This window comes from Stenotrophomonas sp. 82F1, from assembly GCF_056861525.1.
The window spans coordinates 1-16,947 of record NZ_JBSPUD010000034.1; the positions used below are offsets into that span (position 1 = coordinate 1).

The following is a 16,947-nucleotide window of genomic DNA, read 5'->3' on the forward strand; positions in this document are numbered from 1 at the left end:
CGACGTTAAGGTGCGGGATGGGGATCGCTCGGCTCGTCTGTCGGCTGCTACCCGCAGATATCATGTTGACGGTCCCTCCACCCTGGCTCCTACATACCTCGTAGGAGCCGGGAGGAACATACAAGCCATGCTCGGCTGTCGCGCGCAGCGCGGGATCGCACATGAAGCAGCCGAGCGTGGGCTCGGCTCTACATTACCCCTGCGCCTGCAGCCATTCGCGGAACCGTTTGGCCGGTTCCCGCTCTGCACGTGAGCGCAGCCGCGTCAGCCAGTAGCGGCCCAGTTCCAGCGTGGTGGCAAACGGTTGCAGCAGCCGCCCCTCGGCCAGCTCCGCCTCGAACATGCGCAGCGGCAGCAAGGCCACGCCGGCGCCACCGGCCGCAGCCACAGCCAGCGTCAACGACGAATCGAACACCGGTCCGCGCGCTTCCACGCCGTTGGCCCCGGCCATCTGCAGCCACCGTGGCCACTCGTCGCTGCGGTACGAACGCAGCAGCGGCAAGGTCGCCAGGTCGCGCGGATGCTTCAGCCGCCGTGCCAGTGCCGGTGCACACAACGGTGCGAACGGCGCGTCCAGGATCGCCGTGCAGGTCTGCCCCTGCCAGTCGCCATCACCGAAACGGATCGCCAGGTCCAGGCCTTCACCGGCCAGGTCGATGCGGTTGTTGTGGGTCTGCAGCCGCAGCTCGATATCCGGATGCGCGGCGTCGAACGCAGCCAAGCGCGGCAGCAGCCAGCCAGTGGCGAAGGTGCCGACCACGCCGATCGTCAGCACTTCCCGTGCCGGGCCGCCGGTGTAGCGGGCGATGCTGGCTGAAATGCGTTCGAAGGATTCATTCAGCACCGGGTACAGGGCTGCTCCTTCCTCGGTCAATGCCACGCCGCGGGGCAGGCGATGGAACAGGCGAACGCCCAGGCGGTCCTCCAGCCCGCGTATCTGGTGGCTCAACGCGGCCTGGCTGACACAGAGTTCCAGCGCCGCCCGGGTGAAGTTCTGGTGCCGGGCAGCGGCTTCGAAGGCGCGCAGCGCATTCAGCGGCAGAGTCGGGTGGAGCATGCGTGAGCCGTGAGCAGGTGTGATGGCTGATCGTATCTGCTTGCCGGGCGGCTTTGAAATAGCCGAAAGATGTCTGCGTCATGCATGAATAAACCTAATGGCTTCTCCTGAAAATTCGCGCTGGTGGCCAGCGTTGGTGGGCTCCGATAATCGGCATCACGCCCAGGAGAACCCCGAATGCTCGCTCGTCGCCGATTCCTGCAGTTCAGTGGCGCTGCCGCCGCTTCCGCGCTCGCCGCACCGCTGCTCGTCCGCGCCGCCACAACAACCATGGCCGCTGCACCCAGCATTGCCGCCTTCGCCGCCGCCACCGATTTCGCCGCACTGGAAAAGGCGTGCAGCGGCCGACTCGGCGTGACCCTGCTCGACACCGGCAGCGGTCGCCGCCTCGGCCATCGCCAGGACGAACGCTTCCCACTCTGCAGCACCTTCAAGAGCGTGCTGGCCGCTACGGTGCTCAAGCAGGCCGAGCGTGATCCGGCACTGCTGGACCAGCGCCTGCCAGTACGGGCACAGGACATTCTCGAGCACGCGCCGGTCACCCGCCGCCATGTCGGCAAGGACCTGACCGTGCGTGACCTGTGCCGGGCCACGCTGATCACCAGCGACAACACCGCCGCCAATCTGTTGTTCGCCGCGATCGGTGGGCCGCCGGCAGTGACCGCGTTCCTGCGCGCCAGTGGCGATACGATCACCCGCAGTGATCGCCTGGAGCCGGAGCTGAACAGCTTCGCCATCGACGATCCACGCGACACCACCACCCCGGCGGCCATCGCGGCGACGCTGCAGCGGCTGGTGCTGGGCGATGCACTCAAGCCGGCCTCGCGCCAGCAGCTGGCCGACTGGCTGATCGACAACGAAACCGGCGATGCCTGCCTTAGTGCAGGCCTGGGCAAGCGTTGGCGGGTGGGCGACAAGACCGGCAGCAATGGCGAAGACGCGCGCAACGACATCGCCGTGTTGTGGCCGGTGCAGGGTGGTTCGCCGTGGATCCTGACCGCCTATCTGCAGGCGGGCGCGATCAGCTTCGAACAGCGCGCGGCGGTGCTTGCGCAGGTCGGTCGCATCGCCGATGCACTGACCCGCTGAAGGGCTCTGCGCCGGCTGGATAGGGACACTTTCAGCCGTGTCCTGCTTGCCCGATCCGGATCGAACCCGCATCCTGCGCGCGTTCGATCCACACGGAAGTCCCCCGATGAGTCATGAACTGGTCTACCTGCTGCTGATCTTCGCGCTGCTGGTCATCCCGCGTGCGCTGCAGCGGTTCAGCCTGCCCGCGCCCCTGACCTGCCTGCTGTTCGGCATCATCGGCATGCTCTGGCTGGGCGACCAGGCGCACGATGCGGTCATCGGGCTGCTGGCCACGCTGGGCATCTCTTCGCTGTTCCTGTTCGCCGGCCTGGAAGTCGACCTGCAGGCCCTGCGCCGCGGCATGTGGCCGCTGCTGGCGCATCTGGTTATCCGCAGTGCGACCCTGTTCGGCGTCGGCTGGCTGGCCTGGCGTTACGCCGGTCTGCCATGGCAGGCCGCAGGGCTGCTGGCGCTGGCGCTGCTGACCCCGTCCACCGGCTTCATCATGGATTCGCTGTCGCGGCTGGGGCTGAGCGAGGACGAGCGGTTCTGGGTCACCAGCAAGGCCATCGCCGGTGAACTGCTGGCCCTGGCGGCGCTGTTCATCGTGCTGCAGGCCGGCGATCCTGGGCATATGGCACTGTCCAGCCTTGCGCTGTTGGCGATGATGATCGGCCTGCCACTGCTGTTCATCGCGCTCGGCCGCTGGGTCGCGCCGCATGCGCCGGGCTCGGAATTCTCGCTGCTGGTGATGGTCGGCATGGTGGCGGCCTACATCACCTATCTGCTGGGCGTGTACTACCTGGTCGGCGCCTTCATCGCCGGCCTGGTCGCGCGCCTGCTGCACCAGCGCATGCCGCTGCTGGCCTCGCACGAAAACCTGCATGCGCTGCGCCTGTTCGCCTCGTTCTTCGTGCCGTTCTATTTCTTCAACGCCGGCACCAAGGTGCCCAGCGAAGCGCTCAGCTTCGAGGCGCTGGGACTGGGCGTGGTGATCACCCTGGTGGTGCTGCCGCTGCGCATCGCGGTGGTCTGGCTGCAGCGACGCGTAATGTTCGGCGAGAGCTTCCGCAGCAGCCTGCGCGTATCGCTGGCACTGGCACCGACGCTGATCTTCACCCTGGTGCTGGCTGCGATCATGCGCGATCGCTTCCAGATTCCGGCGGTGCTGTTCGGTGCGTTGCTGTTGTACGCCGCATTGACCACGCTGCTGCCCTCGCTGGTGTTCCGCACGCCGTTCGATGTCGATCCGGTGGAGCAGGAGCCGGCAGGGCAGGGCGAAGATGCGCCGGTGGCGGCGACGGAAGTGGTTGCCGCCGCCCCTGCAGCCGAGCGCTGAGGCAAACCTCGGAAGCGCGGTTTGCGCCCACCGGCCATGGCCGTTAGGGTTGGGGCATGAAACCGATCGCCGCTGTTGCTTCCGCCATCGCCCTGCTCGGCCTCGCCGCCTGCTCGCAGCCATCGCATACGGTCAACCACGATCTGGCGACCGCACCGGCCGACGCCTTCATGGCCGCCATCGCAGCCCATTGCGGCCAGGCCTACGAGGGCAAGGTGGTGGAGGACACGCCGGCGCCCACCGGCGAGGATCCCTTTGCCGGGCAGAAGCTGGTGATGCATGTGCGGGGCTGTGCCGACCCGGGACATGAGCTGCGCATCCCGTTCCACGTCGGTGATGATCATTCGCGCACCTGGGTGTTGACCCGCACCGAGCACGGCGTGCGGCTGAAGCACGACCACCGCCATGCTGACGGCAGCCCCGACGCGATCACCCTGTACGGCGGCGACAGCAAGCCGCCGGGCACTGCCGAACGCCAGCAGTTCCCCGCCGACGGCGAATCGGTGGCGATGTTCCGTCGTGCCGACATGCTGGCCTCGACCCACAACACGTGGGCGATGGAAATCGAGCCGGACCAGCGCTTCGTCTACGAGCTGACCCGTCCGGAGGGCCGTCGATTCCGGGTCCAGTTCGACCTCAGCAAGCCGGTCGCACTGCCGCCGGCGCCTTGGGGTGATGCAGCGGCGCCGGCACCCTGATCGGCGCCCTGGCATGCTGCCGCGGACAGCCCGGTAGCGCCGGGCCATGCCCGGCGGCTTTCAAGCGGAGACCCTGCCGCTGCGCTCGCCGGGCTGGGCCCGGCGCTACCCCTCAACGCGTGCCGAAGCGCGCCCGGCAGCCGTTGCTGACCCACACGTTGCCGCGCGAGTAACCCCAGGTCCGGCCTTCCTGGCAGGCACTGCCGGACAGCTGCTGCTGCAGCACCGGCCGGCCCTGGCGTTCATCCCAGTTGCAGCTCTGCTGGCGGTTGTTGTTGCTGCTGCAGGTCACGGTGTAGTTGCTGTTGCCGCCACCCCAACCGCCGCCATTGCCCCCACCATTGCCGCCGCCCCAGCCACCGCGGGCTTCGGCGAACTCGGCGCGGCAGCCGCGGTTGACCCAGATCGCGCCGTTGCGCACGCCCCAGTTCTGGCCTTCCACGCATTGCGTGCCGGAAATCTGCCGGACCACGCGCGCGTTGCGCCAGCCGACCGGGCAGCTGCGTTCGCGGTTGTCCTGGCTTTCGCAGCGCACGGTGCCGCCGTTGCCGTTGCCGCCGCCCCAACCGCCACCGTTGCCGCCCCCCCAGCCACCGCGGCCCTGGGTGAACTCGGCGCGGCAGCCGTTGTTGACCCAGATGCTGCCGTTGCGGGCGCCCCAGGTGCGGCCCTCCACGCAGGCCGAGCCGGACAGCTGGCGGACCAGCCGGGCGTCGCGCCAGCCGGTGTTGCAGACGCGTTCGCGGTTGTTCTGGCTCTCGCAGCGCACCACCCCGTCCTGCGCGGCGGCAGGGGCGGAGGGCAGGGCGAGCGCGGTAAAGGTACCCAGGATCACGGCCAGGCTGGCCAGGGACTGCGGTTTCATGGCGACATCCCCATACGGGAGTAGGTGCGCGACTATAAGGACCGGGGCGATCAAGCCCGCGTGACCGTCCGCATTTGCCCCGGCCGGGGCCTCGGCCGCAGAATAAGAGGCTTTCCGGCCCCCATCAGGCGCCGGCGTTCTCCAGCGGAGCTTTCCCCCCATGCGTACCCACTTCTGCGGCCTGGTCGATGAGACCCTGATTGGCCAGACTGTCACCCTCGCCGGCTGGACCGACGTGGCCCGTAACCAGGGCGGCGTCTGCTTCATCGATCTCCGCGATCATGAAGGCATCGTGCAGGTGACGGTGGAGCTCGACAACGCCGAAGTGTTCGCCGTGGCCGCCAGCCTGGGCTATGAGGACGTGCTGCAGGTGGAAGGTGTTGTGCGCGCCCGCCACGCGGTCAACGACAAGCTGCGCACCGGCAAGGTGGAAGTGATCGCCGCCGCCATCACCGTGCTGAACAAGGCCGCGCCGCTGCCGTTCCACGCGCACGAGAACCCCGGCGAAGAAACCCGCCTGAAGTACCGCTACCTGGACCTGCGCCGTCCGGAAATGCAGCGCATGCAGCGCACCCGCATCAAGCTGGTGCAGGCCCTGCGCCGCCACCTGGACGAAAAGGGCTTCCAGGACATCGAAACCCCGATCCTGACCAAGGCCACCCCGGAAGGCGCGCGCGACTTCCTGGTGCCGGCGCGCATGCACCCGGGCGAGTTCTACGCCCTGCCGCAGAGTCCGCAGCTGTTCAAGCAGATCCTGATGGTGGCCGGCTTCGACCGCTACTACCAGATCGCGCGCTGCTTCCGCGACGAGGCCCTGCGTGCCGACCGCCAGCTGGAATTCACCCAGCTGGACATGGAGTTCGCCTTCGTCCGCGAGCGCGACGTGCAGGATTTCGTCGAAGACATGATCCGCGGCATCTTCAAGGAAGTGGTCGACGTCGAGCTGGACGCCAGCTTCCCGCGCATGACCTGGGCCGAGGCGATGCGTCGCTACGGTTCGGACAAGCCGGACCTGCGCATCGCGCTGGAACTGGTGGACGTGGCCGAGCTGGTCAAGACCAGCGAATTCCCGGTGTTCACCGCGGCTGCCAACGATGCCGATGGCCGCGTCGCCGCGCTGCGCATCCCGGGTGGTGCCAGCCTGTCGCGCAAGCAGATCGATGAGTACGCCGCGCACGCCGCCAAGTACGGCGCGAAGGGCCTGGCGTACATCAAGGTGGGCGAGAACGGTGAAATCAGCTCGCCGATCCAGAAGTTCTTCAGCGAAGAGGGCTTCGCCGCGCTGGTGGCCCACGTCGGCGCCGGCAACGGCGACATCGTGTTCTTCGGTGCCGGCGGCTACAACAAGGTGTCCGACTTCATGGGCGCGCTGCGCCTGAAAGCCGGCAAGGACTTCAACCTGGTCGCTGACGGTTGGGCGCCGCTGTGGGTCACCGACTTCCCGATGTTCGAGTGGGACGAGGAAGCGCAGCGCTACGTCGCCCTGCATCACCCCTTCACCGCGCCGGCCGTGGACGACATCGCCGACCTGCGCGCGCACGCCAAGACTGCCGTTTCGCGCGGCTACGACATGGTGCTCAACGGCAATGAAATCGGCGGCGGTTCGATCCGTATCCACCGTCCCGACATGCAGAGCGCGGTGTTCGAGCTGCTCGGCATCGGTGCCGAGGAAGCCCGTGCGAAGTTCGGCTTCCTGCTCGATGCGCTGAACTACGGCGCGCCGCCGCACGGTGGCATCGCCTTCGGTATCGACCGCATCGCCGCGCTGATGGCCGGCACCGAGTCGATCCGCGACGTCATCCCGTTCCCGAAGACCACCGGTGCGCAGGATCTGATGACCGACGCGCCGTCGCCGATCGTCGACGAGCAGCTGGCCGAAGTGCACATCCAGGTTCGCCCCAAGAAAAACTGATCAGGAGATCCAGGCAATGACCGAGTTTGCGTTTTCGCTGGAGTGGGAAAAGCTGGGCAATGAAGGCTCCGAGGCCAACCTGGTCACCGAGCGTGCACGTGTCTTCGGTGGTTGGCTGGTCCGCGTCGGTACCAACCCGTCGGCCATGGCCCTGACCTTCGTCGCTGACGGCGAAGGTCGCTGGGACGGTGAAGACTTCGGCGTCGAGGATTACGAAGACGACGAAGAGGAAGAGTACGACGAGGACGAGGAAGGCGAAGAAGAAGAGGACGACGGCGAGGAAGAAGAGGACGACGAGGAATACGAAGAAGAGGAAGAGGAAGAAGACGGCAAGGAACCGGCGGAGCGGGCTTGACCCGAACCGTTGTCCTGACGTCAACTCGACCCATGTATTCGATCCGCCGCGCCACTGTGGACGACGCGCCGACCCTGTCGGCGCTGGCCGCGCGCACGTTCACCGAAACCTTCGGCCATCTGTATCCGCCGCAGGACCTGCAGGACTTCCTCGAGGAGGCCTACGCGGTCGAGCGCCAGCGCGTGATCCTGGCCCACCCCGATTACGCGGTGTGGCTGCTGGAGCTGGATGGGGAGGCGGTCGGCCATGCCGCCGCCGGCCCCTGTGGGTTGCCGCACCCGGACGTGAAGCCCGGTGACGGTGAACTCAAGCGCCTGTACCTGGTCAAGACGCAGCAGAGCTGCGGCTGGGGCAGCCGCCTGCTGGAAACCGCGCTGACCTGGCTGGAACGCGACGGCCCGCGCACGCTGTGGCTGGGCGTGTGGTCGGAAAACTTCGGCGCCCAGCGCTTCTACGCCCGCTATGGTTTCGAAAAGGCCGGCGAGTACCTGTTCCCGGTCGGCGACATCAACGATCTTGAGTTCATCCTGCGCCGTCTGCCGCATCCGGCCTGAAGTCGTTCACCGCCGCTTGCCCCTGGCTTCTGTTCAATCACCGTAGTTCCGCCCCGCTGACCGCCAGGCTGTTGCACATGACTCCCCCCGTTCTGTTGTTGCATGGCATCTGGAATGCCCGTGCCTGGGTCGGGCCACTGGCCTGGCGCCTGCGCGCGCGTGGCTTCCAGGTCCATACCTTTGGCTACTCGTCCGTATTCGGCGGCCCCGATGTGGCCGTGCCGCAGTTGCTGGAGCGGCTGGCAGACGCAGGCCCGCTGTCGCTGGTCGGGCACAGCCTGGGTGGCCTGCTGGCGCTGGAAGCCCTGCGTCGGCAACCGCAGCTGCCCGTGCAGCGCGTGGTCTGCCTGGGCTCGCCGCTGCGCGGCAGTGGCACCGCGCGCTCGCTGTCCGAACATGGCTGGGGCCTGGCCCTGGGCCGCAGCAGCGAACTGCTGCTGGACGGGCTGCCGGACTGGCAGGGCAAGGCTGCGGTCGGCCTGATCGCAGGCTCGGTGCCGCATGGGCTGGGCAGCCTGCTCGGGGCGCTGGATGACGATTCCGATGGCACCGTGGCGCTGGCCGAGACCCGCCTGCCGGGCCTGGCCGACCACTGCGTGGTGCGCACCAGCCACAGTGGCCTGGTGGTGTCGCCGGATGCCGCACGGCAGACCGCGCATTTCCTCCGCCATGGCCAGTTCGACCATGGCCGGGACGCCGCTGCGGCCTGAGCGACGTCACCCAGCGCCGCTGCGCTCGCCGGGCATGGCCCGGCGCTACCGGGGCGCCAGGCCCGGCCGCATCTGTCCCCCTCGACACGGTGGCATGGCCCGATCAGGTAGAATCCGCGGCCTTATCCATCAACGCACGTACGGAAAGACCCATGGGTAGAGGCCCCTCCATCGAGAACCGCAAAAACGCGTCTGACGCGAAGCGCGGCAAGATTTTCACCAAGATCATCCGTGAGATCGGCGTGGCCGCGCGCGGCGGTGGAGGCGACCCCAACAATAACCCGCGCCTGCGTGTGGCGGTGGACAAAGCACTGACCGCGAACATGTCCAAGGACGTGATCGAGCGCGCCATCAAGAAGGCCACCGGTGAACTGGAAGGCGTCGAGTACGAAGAGATCCGCTACGAGGGCTACGCGCCCGGTGGCGTCGCCGTCATCGTCGATTGCCTGACCGACAACCGCGTGCGCACCGTGGCCGATGTCCGCCATGCGTTCAGCAAGTGCGGCGGCAACATGGGCACCGAAGGCTCGGTCAGCTTCATGTTCAAGCGCGTGGGCGTGCTGCATTACGCTGCCGGCGCCGATGAGGACGCCATCTCCGAAGCGGCCATCGAGGCCGGTGCCGATGACATCGTGGTCTACCCGGAGGATGGCGCGATCGACGTGCTCACCGCCGCGGACAGCTTCCACGCGGTCAAGGATGCGATGCAGGCGGCCGGCCGCACGCCGGACCATGCCGAGCTGACCTTCCGCGCCGACAACGACATCAAGGTCGAGGGCGACACCGTCCTGCAGGTCAAGAAGCTGCTGGACATGCTGGAAGACCTCGACGACGTGCAGGACGTTTACTCCAACGCCGATCTCGGCGCGGACGCCTACGCCTGAACGTACGCTCCACCGGTCGCCTTTGGCGGCCGGTGAGCGGACAATGCGGACCATGATGACCCCAGACGTTTCCAGCCATCACCGCCGCATGCGTCCTTCCCGGATCAGCGGCGCCTGTGTGCGTGCCGCATGACCCGCATTCTCGGCATCGACCCGGGTTCACAACGGACCGGGGTCGGCATCATCGACGTCGACGCCAGCGGCCGGGTCAGCCACGTGCATCACCAGCCGCTGGTGCTGCTCGGGGCCGACGACTTCCCGCAGCGCATGAAGCTGCTGGTGCTGGGCCTGGCCGAGCTGTGCCACGAGTACCAGCCGCAGGAAGTGGCCATCGAAAAGGTGTTCATGGCACGCAACCCCGATTCGGCGCTGAAGCTGGGCCAGGCCCGTGGCGCGGCGATTTCGGCGGTGGTGCTGCGCGACCTGCCCGTGCACGAATACGCTGCCAGCGAGATCAAGCTGGCGGTGGTCGGTCGTGGCGGCGCCGAAAAGCAACAGGTTCAACACATGGTCGGGCTCATGCTCAACCTGAAAACCAAGCTGCAGGCCGACGCGGCCGACGCGTTGGCCGTGGCCATCACCCATGCCCACGTAAGGGCAACGGCCAACCGCCTGGGGCTGACTGCCCGCCAGGCGTGGGGTCGCAAATGAGGAGCTGCACGCAATGATCGGTCGACTGCGCGGAATCGTCGCCTACAAGGCGCCGCCGTGGCTGGTGGTGGACGTCAACGGGGTGGGCTACGAGCTGGAGGCGCCGATGAGCACCTTCTACGACCTGCCCGAGCTGGGCCGTGAGGTCACCCTGTACACCCACTATTCGCAGAAGGAAGACAGCGTCTCGCTGTACGGCTTCCTGCGCGAAGGCGAGCGCCGCCTGTTCCGCGACGTGCAGCGGGTCAGCGGCATCGGCGCGAAGATCGCGCTGGCCGTGCTGTCCGGCGTCACCGTCGAAGAATTCGCGCGTATGGTGCAGGCCGGTGACATCACCGCGCTGACCCGCATCCCCGGTATCGGCAAGAAGACCGCCGAGCGCATGGTGCTGGAACTGCGTGACCGCGCGGCGCAGTTCGGCGCCGGTGGCGCACTGCCGACCGGCAGTGGCCCGGCCCCGGCCGATCCGCTGTCCGATGCCACCGTGGCGCTGCAGCAGCTGGGCTACAAGCCGACCGAGGCGGCGCGGATGGCGCGCGAAGCCTTCAACGAGGGCGACGAAGTGGCCATGGTCATCCGCAAGGCCCTGCAGTCGGCGCTGCGCTGAGCCGCGCCGCTTCCTTTCCCATTACACCCTGAGCTTCGCCAGGAGCCCCATGTCCAGCAGTCAAACTCCGCACACCGCCGCCCATGGCGGCCATGGTCACGCTCCCCCCGCCGGGGGGCTGGCGCTGATCATCGGTGCGATCGGCGTGGTCTTCGGCGATATCGGCACCAGCCCGCTGTACACCCTGAAGGAGGCGTTCTCGCCGCACTACGGGCTCAGCAGTGACCACGACACCGTGCTGGGCGTGCTGTCACTGGCGTTCTGGGCGCTGAACATCGTGGTCACCCTGAAGTACGTGACCATCATCATGCGCGCCGACAATGACGGCGAGGGCGGCATCATGGCGCTGATGGCGCTGACCCAGCGCACGCTGCGCAACGGGTCGCGCTCGGCTTACGTGGTGGGCATCCTCGGCATCTTCGGCGCCTCGTTGTTCTTCGGCGACGGCGTGATCACGCCAGCGATATCGGTGCTGGGCGCGGTGGAAGGCCTGGAGGTGGCGGCCCCCGGGCTGCATGCCTTCATCGTGCCGATTACCGTGGTGGTGCTGCTGGCGGTGTTCGCGGTGCAGCGCTTTGGCACCGCGAAGATCGGCAAGCTGTTCGGGCCGATCACCTCGATCTGGTTCATTTCGCTGGCGGCGATCGGCATCTACAACATCGTCGACGCGCCGGAAGTGCTGAAAGCGTTCAACCCCTGGTGGGCGATCCGCTTCTTCATGAATCATGGCTGGCACAGCATCTTCATCCTCGGCGCGGTGGTGCTGGCGGTCACCGGTGGCGAGGCGCTGTATGCCGACATGGGCCACTTCGGTGCCAAGCCGATCCGCCACGCCTGGTACTTCTTCGTGCTGCCGTGCCTGGTGCTGAACTACCTGGGGCAGGGCGCGCTGGTGCTCAACCACCCCGAGGCGGTGAAGAACCCGTTCTTCGAAGCGGTGCCGTCGTGGGCGCTGTACCCGATGATCATCCTGGCCACGATGGCCGCGGTGATCGCCTCGCAGTCGGTCATCACCGGCGCGTTCTCGGTCTCGCGCCAGGCCATGCAGCTGGGTTACATCCCGCGCATGCGCATCAAGCACACTTCGCACGACACCATCGGCCAGATCTACATCCCCGGCATCAACTGGGGTATCGCGGTGATGGTGATCGGCCTGGTGCTGGCCTTCCGCAGCTCGTCCAACCTGGCTGTGGCCTACGGCATCTCGGTGTCGGCCACCATGCTGATCGATACCCTGCTGCTGGCCCTGGTCGCCCGTTCGCTGTGGCCGAAGGCGCGCAACTGGATCCTGCCGCTGTGCGTGGTGTTCTTCGTCATCGACCTGGGCTTTGTCATCGCCAACGGCGCCAAGCTGCTGCAGGGCGCCTGGTTCCCGGTGGTGCTGGGCATCTTCCTGTTCACCATGATGCGCACCTGGCGTCGTGGCCGCGAACTGCTGCGCGATGAGATCCGCAAGGACGGCATCCGTATCGACACCTTCCTGCCGGGCCTGATGCTGGCGCCGCCGGTGCGCGTACCCGGCACCGCGGTGTTCCTCACCGCCGACCCGACCGTGGCCCCGCATGCGCTGATGCACAACCTCAAGCACAACAAGGTGCTGCACGAGCGCAATGTGTTCCTGCACGTGGAAACCCTGCCCATTCCATATGCGATGGAAGGGCAACGACTGAAGATCGAATCGGTGGGCGATGAGTTCTACCGGGTCTACGTGCGTTTCGGCTTCATGGAGACCCCCGACGTACCGCTGGCGCTGATGCGCTCGTGCGACCACGGCGGCATCTACTTCGACCCGATGGACACCACCTTCTTCGCCAGCCGCGAAACCATCGTCGCCACCGCCAACCGCGGCATGCCGATCTGGCGCGACAAGCTGTTCGCGCTGATGCACAGGAACGCCGCCCCGGCGACGGGCTTCTTCCGCATTCCGGGCAACCGCCTGGTCGAGCTGGGCGCGCAGGTGGAGATCTGACCGCACGGGGTCGGATCCCTTTTCCTCAGGAAAAGGGCTCTGACCCCATGTTCGTGTCATCCGGCTCCATCCACGCACGGCGTGGATCCACCGTGTCGACCAAGGTCGACACCCACCAAGAGCGGGCCATGTCATTCCGACAGATTGCGCAGATCTGTCGAAGGCGGGGTGGGTCCGGTTGCGGGGGCGTGAGCGCCAGGGATGGCGCGACCGAGCTTACATGGACGTACTTGCAGCGTCCCCCGCAACCGGACCCACCCCGCCATCCCCCAGGAAACCTGCTTCTGCTCTTGCTTCGGCTGTTGCCGTTGCTTTGGCCTCTGCGGGTGCCGGGCGCAGCCCGGCCGAATCCCCCCGTTTTTGCCGCATAATCAGCACATGACCGACGACCGCATCATCGGCGCCGGCGCCACCCGCGAGGATGACGCCGCCGACGCCAGCATCCGACCCAAGCGACTTGCCGACTATCTCGGCCAGGTGCCGGTGCGCGAGCAGATGGAGATCTACATCCAGGCCGCCAAGGGTCGTGGCGATGCGCTCGACCACGTGCTGATCTTCGGCCCGCCCGGCCTGGGCAAGACCACCCTCAGCCATGTCATCGCCAACGAACTGGGCGTGGCCCTGCGCGTGACCTCCGGCCCGGTGATCGAAAAGGCCGGCGATCTGGCCGCGCTGCTGACCAACCTGCAGCCGCACGATGTGCTGTTCATCGACGAAATCCATCGCCTGTCGCCGGTGGTGGAAGAAGTGTTGTATCCGGCGATGGAAGATTTCCAGATCGACATCATGATCGGCGAGGGCCCTGCAGCGCGCTCGATCAAGATCGATCTGCCGCCGTTCACCCTGATCGGCGCCACCACCCGCGCCGGCCTGCTGACCGCGCCGTTACGCGACCGCTTCGGCATCGTCCAGCGCCTGGAGTTCTACAGCGTCGAAGAACTGACCCGCATCGTGCGCCGCTCGGCCGCGATCCTGGCCATCGACTGCACCGCCGACGGGGCAGGGGAGATCGCGCGCCGCGCGCGTGGCACCCCGCGTATCGCCAACCGCCTGCTGCGCCGCGTGCGCGATTACGCCCAGGTCAAGGCCGGTGGCCACATCGACCAGACCGTGGCCCAGGCCGCAATGCAGATGCTCAAGGTCGACCCGGAAGGCTTCGATGAGCTTGACCGTCGGCTGCTGAAGACCATGGTCGACTACTTCGACGGTGGCCCGGTCGGCATCGAGTCGCTTGCCGCGGCGCTGTCCGAAGAGCGCGGCACGCTGGAAGACGTGGTCGAGCCATACCTGATCCAGCAGGGCTACCTGGTGCGCACCGCGCGTGGCCGCATGGCCACCCACAAGGCCTACCGGCACATGGGCCTGAAGCCGAAGAACCCGCCGCAGGATCTGTTTGCCGAGGTCCCCGATGTCGGTTGAACCCTCGGTTGAACCCCGATTCAGTTGGCCGACACGCATTTACTGGGAAGATACCGACGCTGGCGGGGTGGTCTACCACGCCCGCTACGTGGCCTTCATGGAACGGGCCCGGACCGAATGGATGCGTGCGCTGGGCTTCGGTCAGGAGCGCATGCGTAGCGAGCACGGCATGGTCTTCGCGGTGCGCTCCATGCAGATGGACTTCATCAAGCCGGCACGGCTGGATGACCAGCTGCAGGTCAGCGCCACCCTGGTCCAGCTGAAGAAGGCCAGCATGGTCTTCGACCAGCAGGTCCTGCGTGACGGCCAGCTGCTGCTGTCCGCGCAGGTCCGCATCGCCGCACTGGACGCGGCCAGTTTCCGCCCGCGTGGCATGGACGATCTGGTCCTTGCCACGCTGAAACCCCACCTCCACCCCGAATCCGAACAGAACTCTTGAGGAACAACGGATGATCGCAACGCTCCTGGCCCTGCAGGCCACGGTCACCGAGGCTTTGCCGGCCGACGTCAGCAATGCCGCGACCCAGACCCTTGCCCAGGCCACCACCGGCGGCGGCATCAACTACCTCGAACTGATGGCCAAGGCCAGCCTGCCGGTGAAGATCATCGTGCTGGCGCTGCTGGTCGGCTCGTTCGTCAGCTGGGTGATCATTTTCCGCAAGGCCCGCATCTTCAAGCAGGCCACCCGCGAAGCCGACGAGTTCGAGAACCGCTTCTGGTCCGGTGCCGACCTGGGCAAGCTGTACAGCTCGGCCACCGACCGCAGCCGCAATGTCGGCGGCCTGGAAGCGATCTTCGAAGCCGGTTTCCGCGAGTACACCCGCCTGCGCGACAAGCGCCGGCTGGATGGCCGCGCCCAGCTGGAAGGCGCCCAGCGCGCGATGCGCACCACCTATACCCGCGAAGTCGACCAGCTCGAACGCAATCTGGAACTGCTGGCCAACATCGGTTCGACCGCCCCGTACGTGGGCCTGGTCGGCACCGTGTTCGGCATCATGGTGACCATGCACGACATGATCAGCAGCGGTGCCCAGGCCGGTATCGCCGCCGTCGCCCCGGGCATTTCCGAAGCGCTGTTTGCCACCGCCATCGGCCTGTTCGTGGCCATTCCGGCGGTGTGGGCCTATAACCGCTTCACCACCCGCGTGGAGCGCATGTCGGTGCGTTTCGAGACCTTCGCCGACGAGTTCAGCTCGATCCTGCAGCGCCAGAGCGCTGGCGACGAGTAAGCGCCAGACCCGGGAGTCCAAGCCATGTCCGCTGCCATCGGTCGCCGCAAGCGCCGCAAGCTGAAATCGGAAATCAACGTCGTTCCCTATATCGACGTCATGCTGGTGCTGTTGATCATCTTCATGGTCACCGCGCCACTGCTCACCCTGAGCTTCGATGTCGACCTGCCCAATTCCAATGCCAAGGCACTGGAAAGCAAGCAGGATCCGGTGATCGTCTCGGTGCGCCAGGACGGCCAGCTCAGCCTCAAGCTGCCCGACGCCAAGGAGCCCACCGCCGTCACTGCCGAGGAACTGCAGGGTCACCTGTCCGGCATCGCCGCGCAGGACAAGGGAGTGCGCGTGATCGTCGCCGCCGACCGTGCCGTGGCCTATGAAAAGGTCATCGCGGCGATGGACGTGATCAAGCGCGCCAACGTCGACAAGGTAGGCCTGGCCACCGATGCACGCTGACGCCCTGCCGCCACCGCACAAGCAGGAACCCGGCTGGGGCCAGCCGCTGGTGCTGGCCGTGCTGGTGCACCTGCTGGTCGCGTTGATCTTCATCGGCGCCTGGCTGTGGTCGCCCCAGCGCAATACCGATGCCGCCGCAGGCGATCCCTCGGTCGAGGCCAGCCTGGCGCTGTCCGCGTCCGAAGCCGCCGCGGCCCGCCAGGCCCTGCGCCAGTCGGAGAAGCTGGAAGACCTGCCGCCGCCGGTGGCCGAGCCGATCCCGGTGCCGGAAGACACCATCCCGCCGCCGCAGCCGATTGAAGAGCCGCGCCCGCAGGACGCGCCCACGCCGCAGCAGCAACAGGCGCAGGAGCGCGTGGCGCAGCCTGACACCAAGGACCAGGACGCGGTCAGCGCGTTGGCGATCTCGCAGGAAAAGGCCAAGCAGGAGCAGGAAGCCAAGCGCCGCCAGGAGCAGATCGACCTGACCGAACGCAAGCGCCAGGAAGAAGCCGAGCAGAAGCTGCGCCTGGCCAAGCAGCAGGAAGCGGACGCCAAGAAGAAGCAGGCCGAGCAGGAGCGTCTGGCTGCCGACAAGGCCGAGGCCGAGAAGCAGAAGAAGATCGCCGACATCCGTGCCCGCCGCGAGCAGGCCGAGAAGGAAGCCAAGCTGGCCGAGCAGAAGCTGCGTCAGGTGGCTGCTGCGCGCAATGCCGCAGGCACGGCCGCTGCCGGTGCCAGCGGCGCCGCACAGCCGGCCGCCGGTGGTGGCGGCAGCAGTGACGATCTGTCTGCCAAGTACGCGGCGGCCATCCAGGCCAAGGTGCTGGCGCAGTGGGTGCGTCCGGACAGCGTGCCGCTGGGCCAACGCTGCCAGATCACCATCAATCAGTTGCCGGGCGGTACCGTCCGCAGCGCCACGGTCAGCGCCGGCTGCCCGTTCGACGAGGCCGGCAAGCGCTCGATCGAGGCCGCCGTGCTCAATGCCCAGCCCTTGCCGTACCGTGGCTTCGAGCAGGTATTCGCGCGCACGATCAACTTCACCTTCACCGCCCAGGATCGCTGAGGCGCAGGGGCAGGGCAGTCCGGTGGGGCTGCCCCGTCATGCGATGACGCCTCTGACTCTGGATCGTGCGGGCCCGTCCGGGCCATGCTTGCGGCGAGTCATCCGCACGGAAGTTGGCCGCGACGTTAA

The 16,947-nt window shown here is 67.1% G+C and carries 18 protein-coding genes; 16 read left to right on the forward strand and 2 right to left on the reverse strand.

Annotated features, from left to right (window positions below; translation table 11 throughout):
- Positions 1 to 193 precede the first annotated feature (193 nt).
- Entirely contained in the window at positions 194 to 1,057 is an 864-nt protein-coding gene (gene ampR / locus AC13GI_RS20800) for a LysR family transcriptional regulator AmpR (RefSeq protein WP_099818793.1), read from the reverse strand.
- A gap of 177 nt (positions 1,058 to 1,234) precedes the next feature.
- On the opposite strand from ampR, the gene blaL2 reads away from it, so the two are divergent.
- The 3 genes from blaL2 to AC13GI_RS20815 all read left to right on the forward strand — a co-directional run bounded on the left by blaL2 (position 1,235) and on the right by AC13GI_RS20815 (position 4,165).
- Entirely contained in the window at positions 1,235 to 2,146 is a 912-nt protein-coding gene (gene blaL2 / locus AC13GI_RS20805) for a L2 family extended-spectrum class A beta-lactamase (RefSeq protein ID WP_482997238.1), read from the forward strand.
- Positions 2,147 to 2,252: 106 nt separating this feature from the next.
- Positions 2,253 to 3,467, forward strand: a complete 1,215-nt coding sequence (locus AC13GI_RS20810; RefSeq protein ID WP_482997239.1) for a cation:proton antiporter — start codon at positions 2,253 to 2,255, stop codon at positions 3,465 to 3,467.
- A gap of 56 nt (positions 3,468 to 3,523) precedes the next feature.
- Positions 3,524 to 4,165 (forward strand): hypothetical protein, encoded by a 642-nt coding sequence (locus tag AC13GI_RS20815; protein WP_482997240.1) that lies wholly within the window; start codon positions 3,524 to 3,526, stop codon positions 4,163 to 4,165.
- Between the two features lie 112 nt (positions 4,166 to 4,277).
- Here the strand turns inward: AC13GI_RS20815 and AC13GI_RS20820 are convergent, their stop codons facing one another.
- Positions 4,278 to 5,030 carry a DUF3011 domain-containing protein gene (locus AC13GI_RS20820; protein WP_380657949.1) on the reverse strand — a complete coding sequence of 251 codons (753 nt, stop codon included), beginning with the start codon at positions 5,028 to 5,030 and terminating at the stop codon, positions 4,278 to 4,280.
- A 160-nt stretch (positions 5,031 to 5,190) separates the two neighbouring features.
- Here AC13GI_RS20820 and aspS point away from each other — a divergent pair, with 160 nt between their 5' ends.
- From aspS to tolA, 13 genes are all read left to right on the forward strand, one after another.
- Positions 5,191 to 6,942 carry an aspartate--tRNA ligase gene (aspS, locus tag AC13GI_RS20825; protein WP_482997241.1) on the forward strand — a complete coding sequence of 584 codons (1,752 nt, stop codon included), beginning with the start codon at positions 5,191 to 5,193 and terminating at the stop codon, positions 6,940 to 6,942.
- Positions 6,943 to 6,958: 16 nt separating this feature from the next.
- Positions 6,959 to 7,297 (forward strand): DNA primase, encoded by a 339-nt coding sequence (locus AC13GI_RS20830; RefSeq protein ID WP_482997242.1) that lies wholly within the window; start codon positions 6,959 to 6,961, stop codon positions 7,295 to 7,297.
- 32 nt (positions 7,298 to 7,329) lie between these two features.
- Positions 7,330 to 7,851 carry a GNAT family N-acetyltransferase gene (locus AC13GI_RS20835; RefSeq protein ID WP_482997243.1) on the forward strand — a complete coding sequence of 174 codons (522 nt, stop codon included), beginning with the start codon at positions 7,330 to 7,332 and terminating at the stop codon, positions 7,849 to 7,851.
- 77 nt (positions 7,852 to 7,928) lie between these two features.
- On the forward strand, positions 7,929 to 8,561 hold the full coding sequence (locus AC13GI_RS20840) for an esterase/lipase family protein (RefSeq protein WP_025874679.1): 633 nt from the start codon (positions 7,929 to 7,931) through the stop codon (positions 8,559 to 8,561).
- A gap of 152 nt (positions 8,562 to 8,713) precedes the next feature.
- Positions 8,714 to 9,445 carry a YebC/PmpR family DNA-binding transcriptional regulator gene (locus AC13GI_RS20845; RefSeq protein ID WP_089236564.1) on the forward strand — a complete coding sequence of 244 codons (732 nt, stop codon included), beginning with the start codon at positions 8,714 to 8,716 and terminating at the stop codon, positions 9,443 to 9,445.
- A 129-nt stretch (positions 9,446 to 9,574) separates the two neighbouring features.
- A complete protein-coding gene (gene ruvC, locus AC13GI_RS20850; protein WP_089236563.1) occupies positions 9,575 to 10,096 on the forward strand; it encodes a crossover junction endodeoxyribonuclease RuvC in 522 nt (173 codons plus the stop codon).
- 13 nt (positions 10,097 to 10,109) lie between these two features.
- Positions 10,110 to 10,703, forward strand: coding sequence for a Holliday junction branch migration protein RuvA (ruvA, locus tag AC13GI_RS20855; protein WP_099818801.1), 594 nt, complete (start codon positions 10,110 to 10,112; stop codon positions 10,701 to 10,703).
- Between the two features lie 49 nt (positions 10,704 to 10,752).
- Positions 10,753 to 12,672, forward strand: coding sequence for a potassium transporter Kup (locus AC13GI_RS20860; protein ID WP_099818802.1), 1,920 nt, complete (start codon positions 10,753 to 10,755; stop codon positions 12,670 to 12,672).
- A 378-nt stretch (positions 12,673 to 13,050) separates the two neighbouring features.
- The gene (gene ruvB, locus AC13GI_RS20865; protein ID WP_482997244.1) at positions 13,051 to 14,091 is read left to right on the forward strand and encodes a Holliday junction branch migration DNA helicase RuvB; all 1,041 of its coding nucleotides are present in this window, start codon (positions 13,051 to 13,053) and stop codon (positions 14,089 to 14,091) included.
- The gene (gene ybgC, locus AC13GI_RS20870; protein ID WP_482997245.1) at positions 14,081 to 14,530 is read left to right on the forward strand and encodes a tol-pal system-associated acyl-CoA thioesterase; all 450 of its coding nucleotides are present in this window, start codon (positions 14,081 to 14,083) and stop codon (positions 14,528 to 14,530) included. Before ruvB ends, ybgC begins: the two co-directional genes overlap by 11 nt.
- Before the next feature lie 10 nt (positions 14,531 to 14,540).
- A complete protein-coding gene (gene tolQ, locus AC13GI_RS20875; protein ID WP_025874672.1) occupies positions 14,541 to 15,320 on the forward strand; it encodes a protein TolQ in 780 nt (259 codons plus the stop codon).
- Between the two features lie 24 nt (positions 15,321 to 15,344).
- Positions 15,345 to 15,773 (forward strand): protein TolR, encoded by a 429-nt coding sequence (gene tolR / locus AC13GI_RS20880; RefSeq protein WP_025874671.1) that lies wholly within the window; start codon positions 15,345 to 15,347, stop codon positions 15,771 to 15,773.
- Positions 15,763 to 16,818 carry a cell envelope integrity protein TolA gene (gene tolA, locus AC13GI_RS20885; protein WP_088100991.1) on the forward strand — a complete coding sequence of 352 codons (1,056 nt, stop codon included), beginning with the start codon at positions 15,763 to 15,765 and terminating at the stop codon, positions 16,816 to 16,818. Before tolR ends, tolA begins: the two co-directional genes overlap by 11 nt.
- The last annotated feature ends 129 nt before the right edge of the window (positions 16,819 to 16,947 follow it).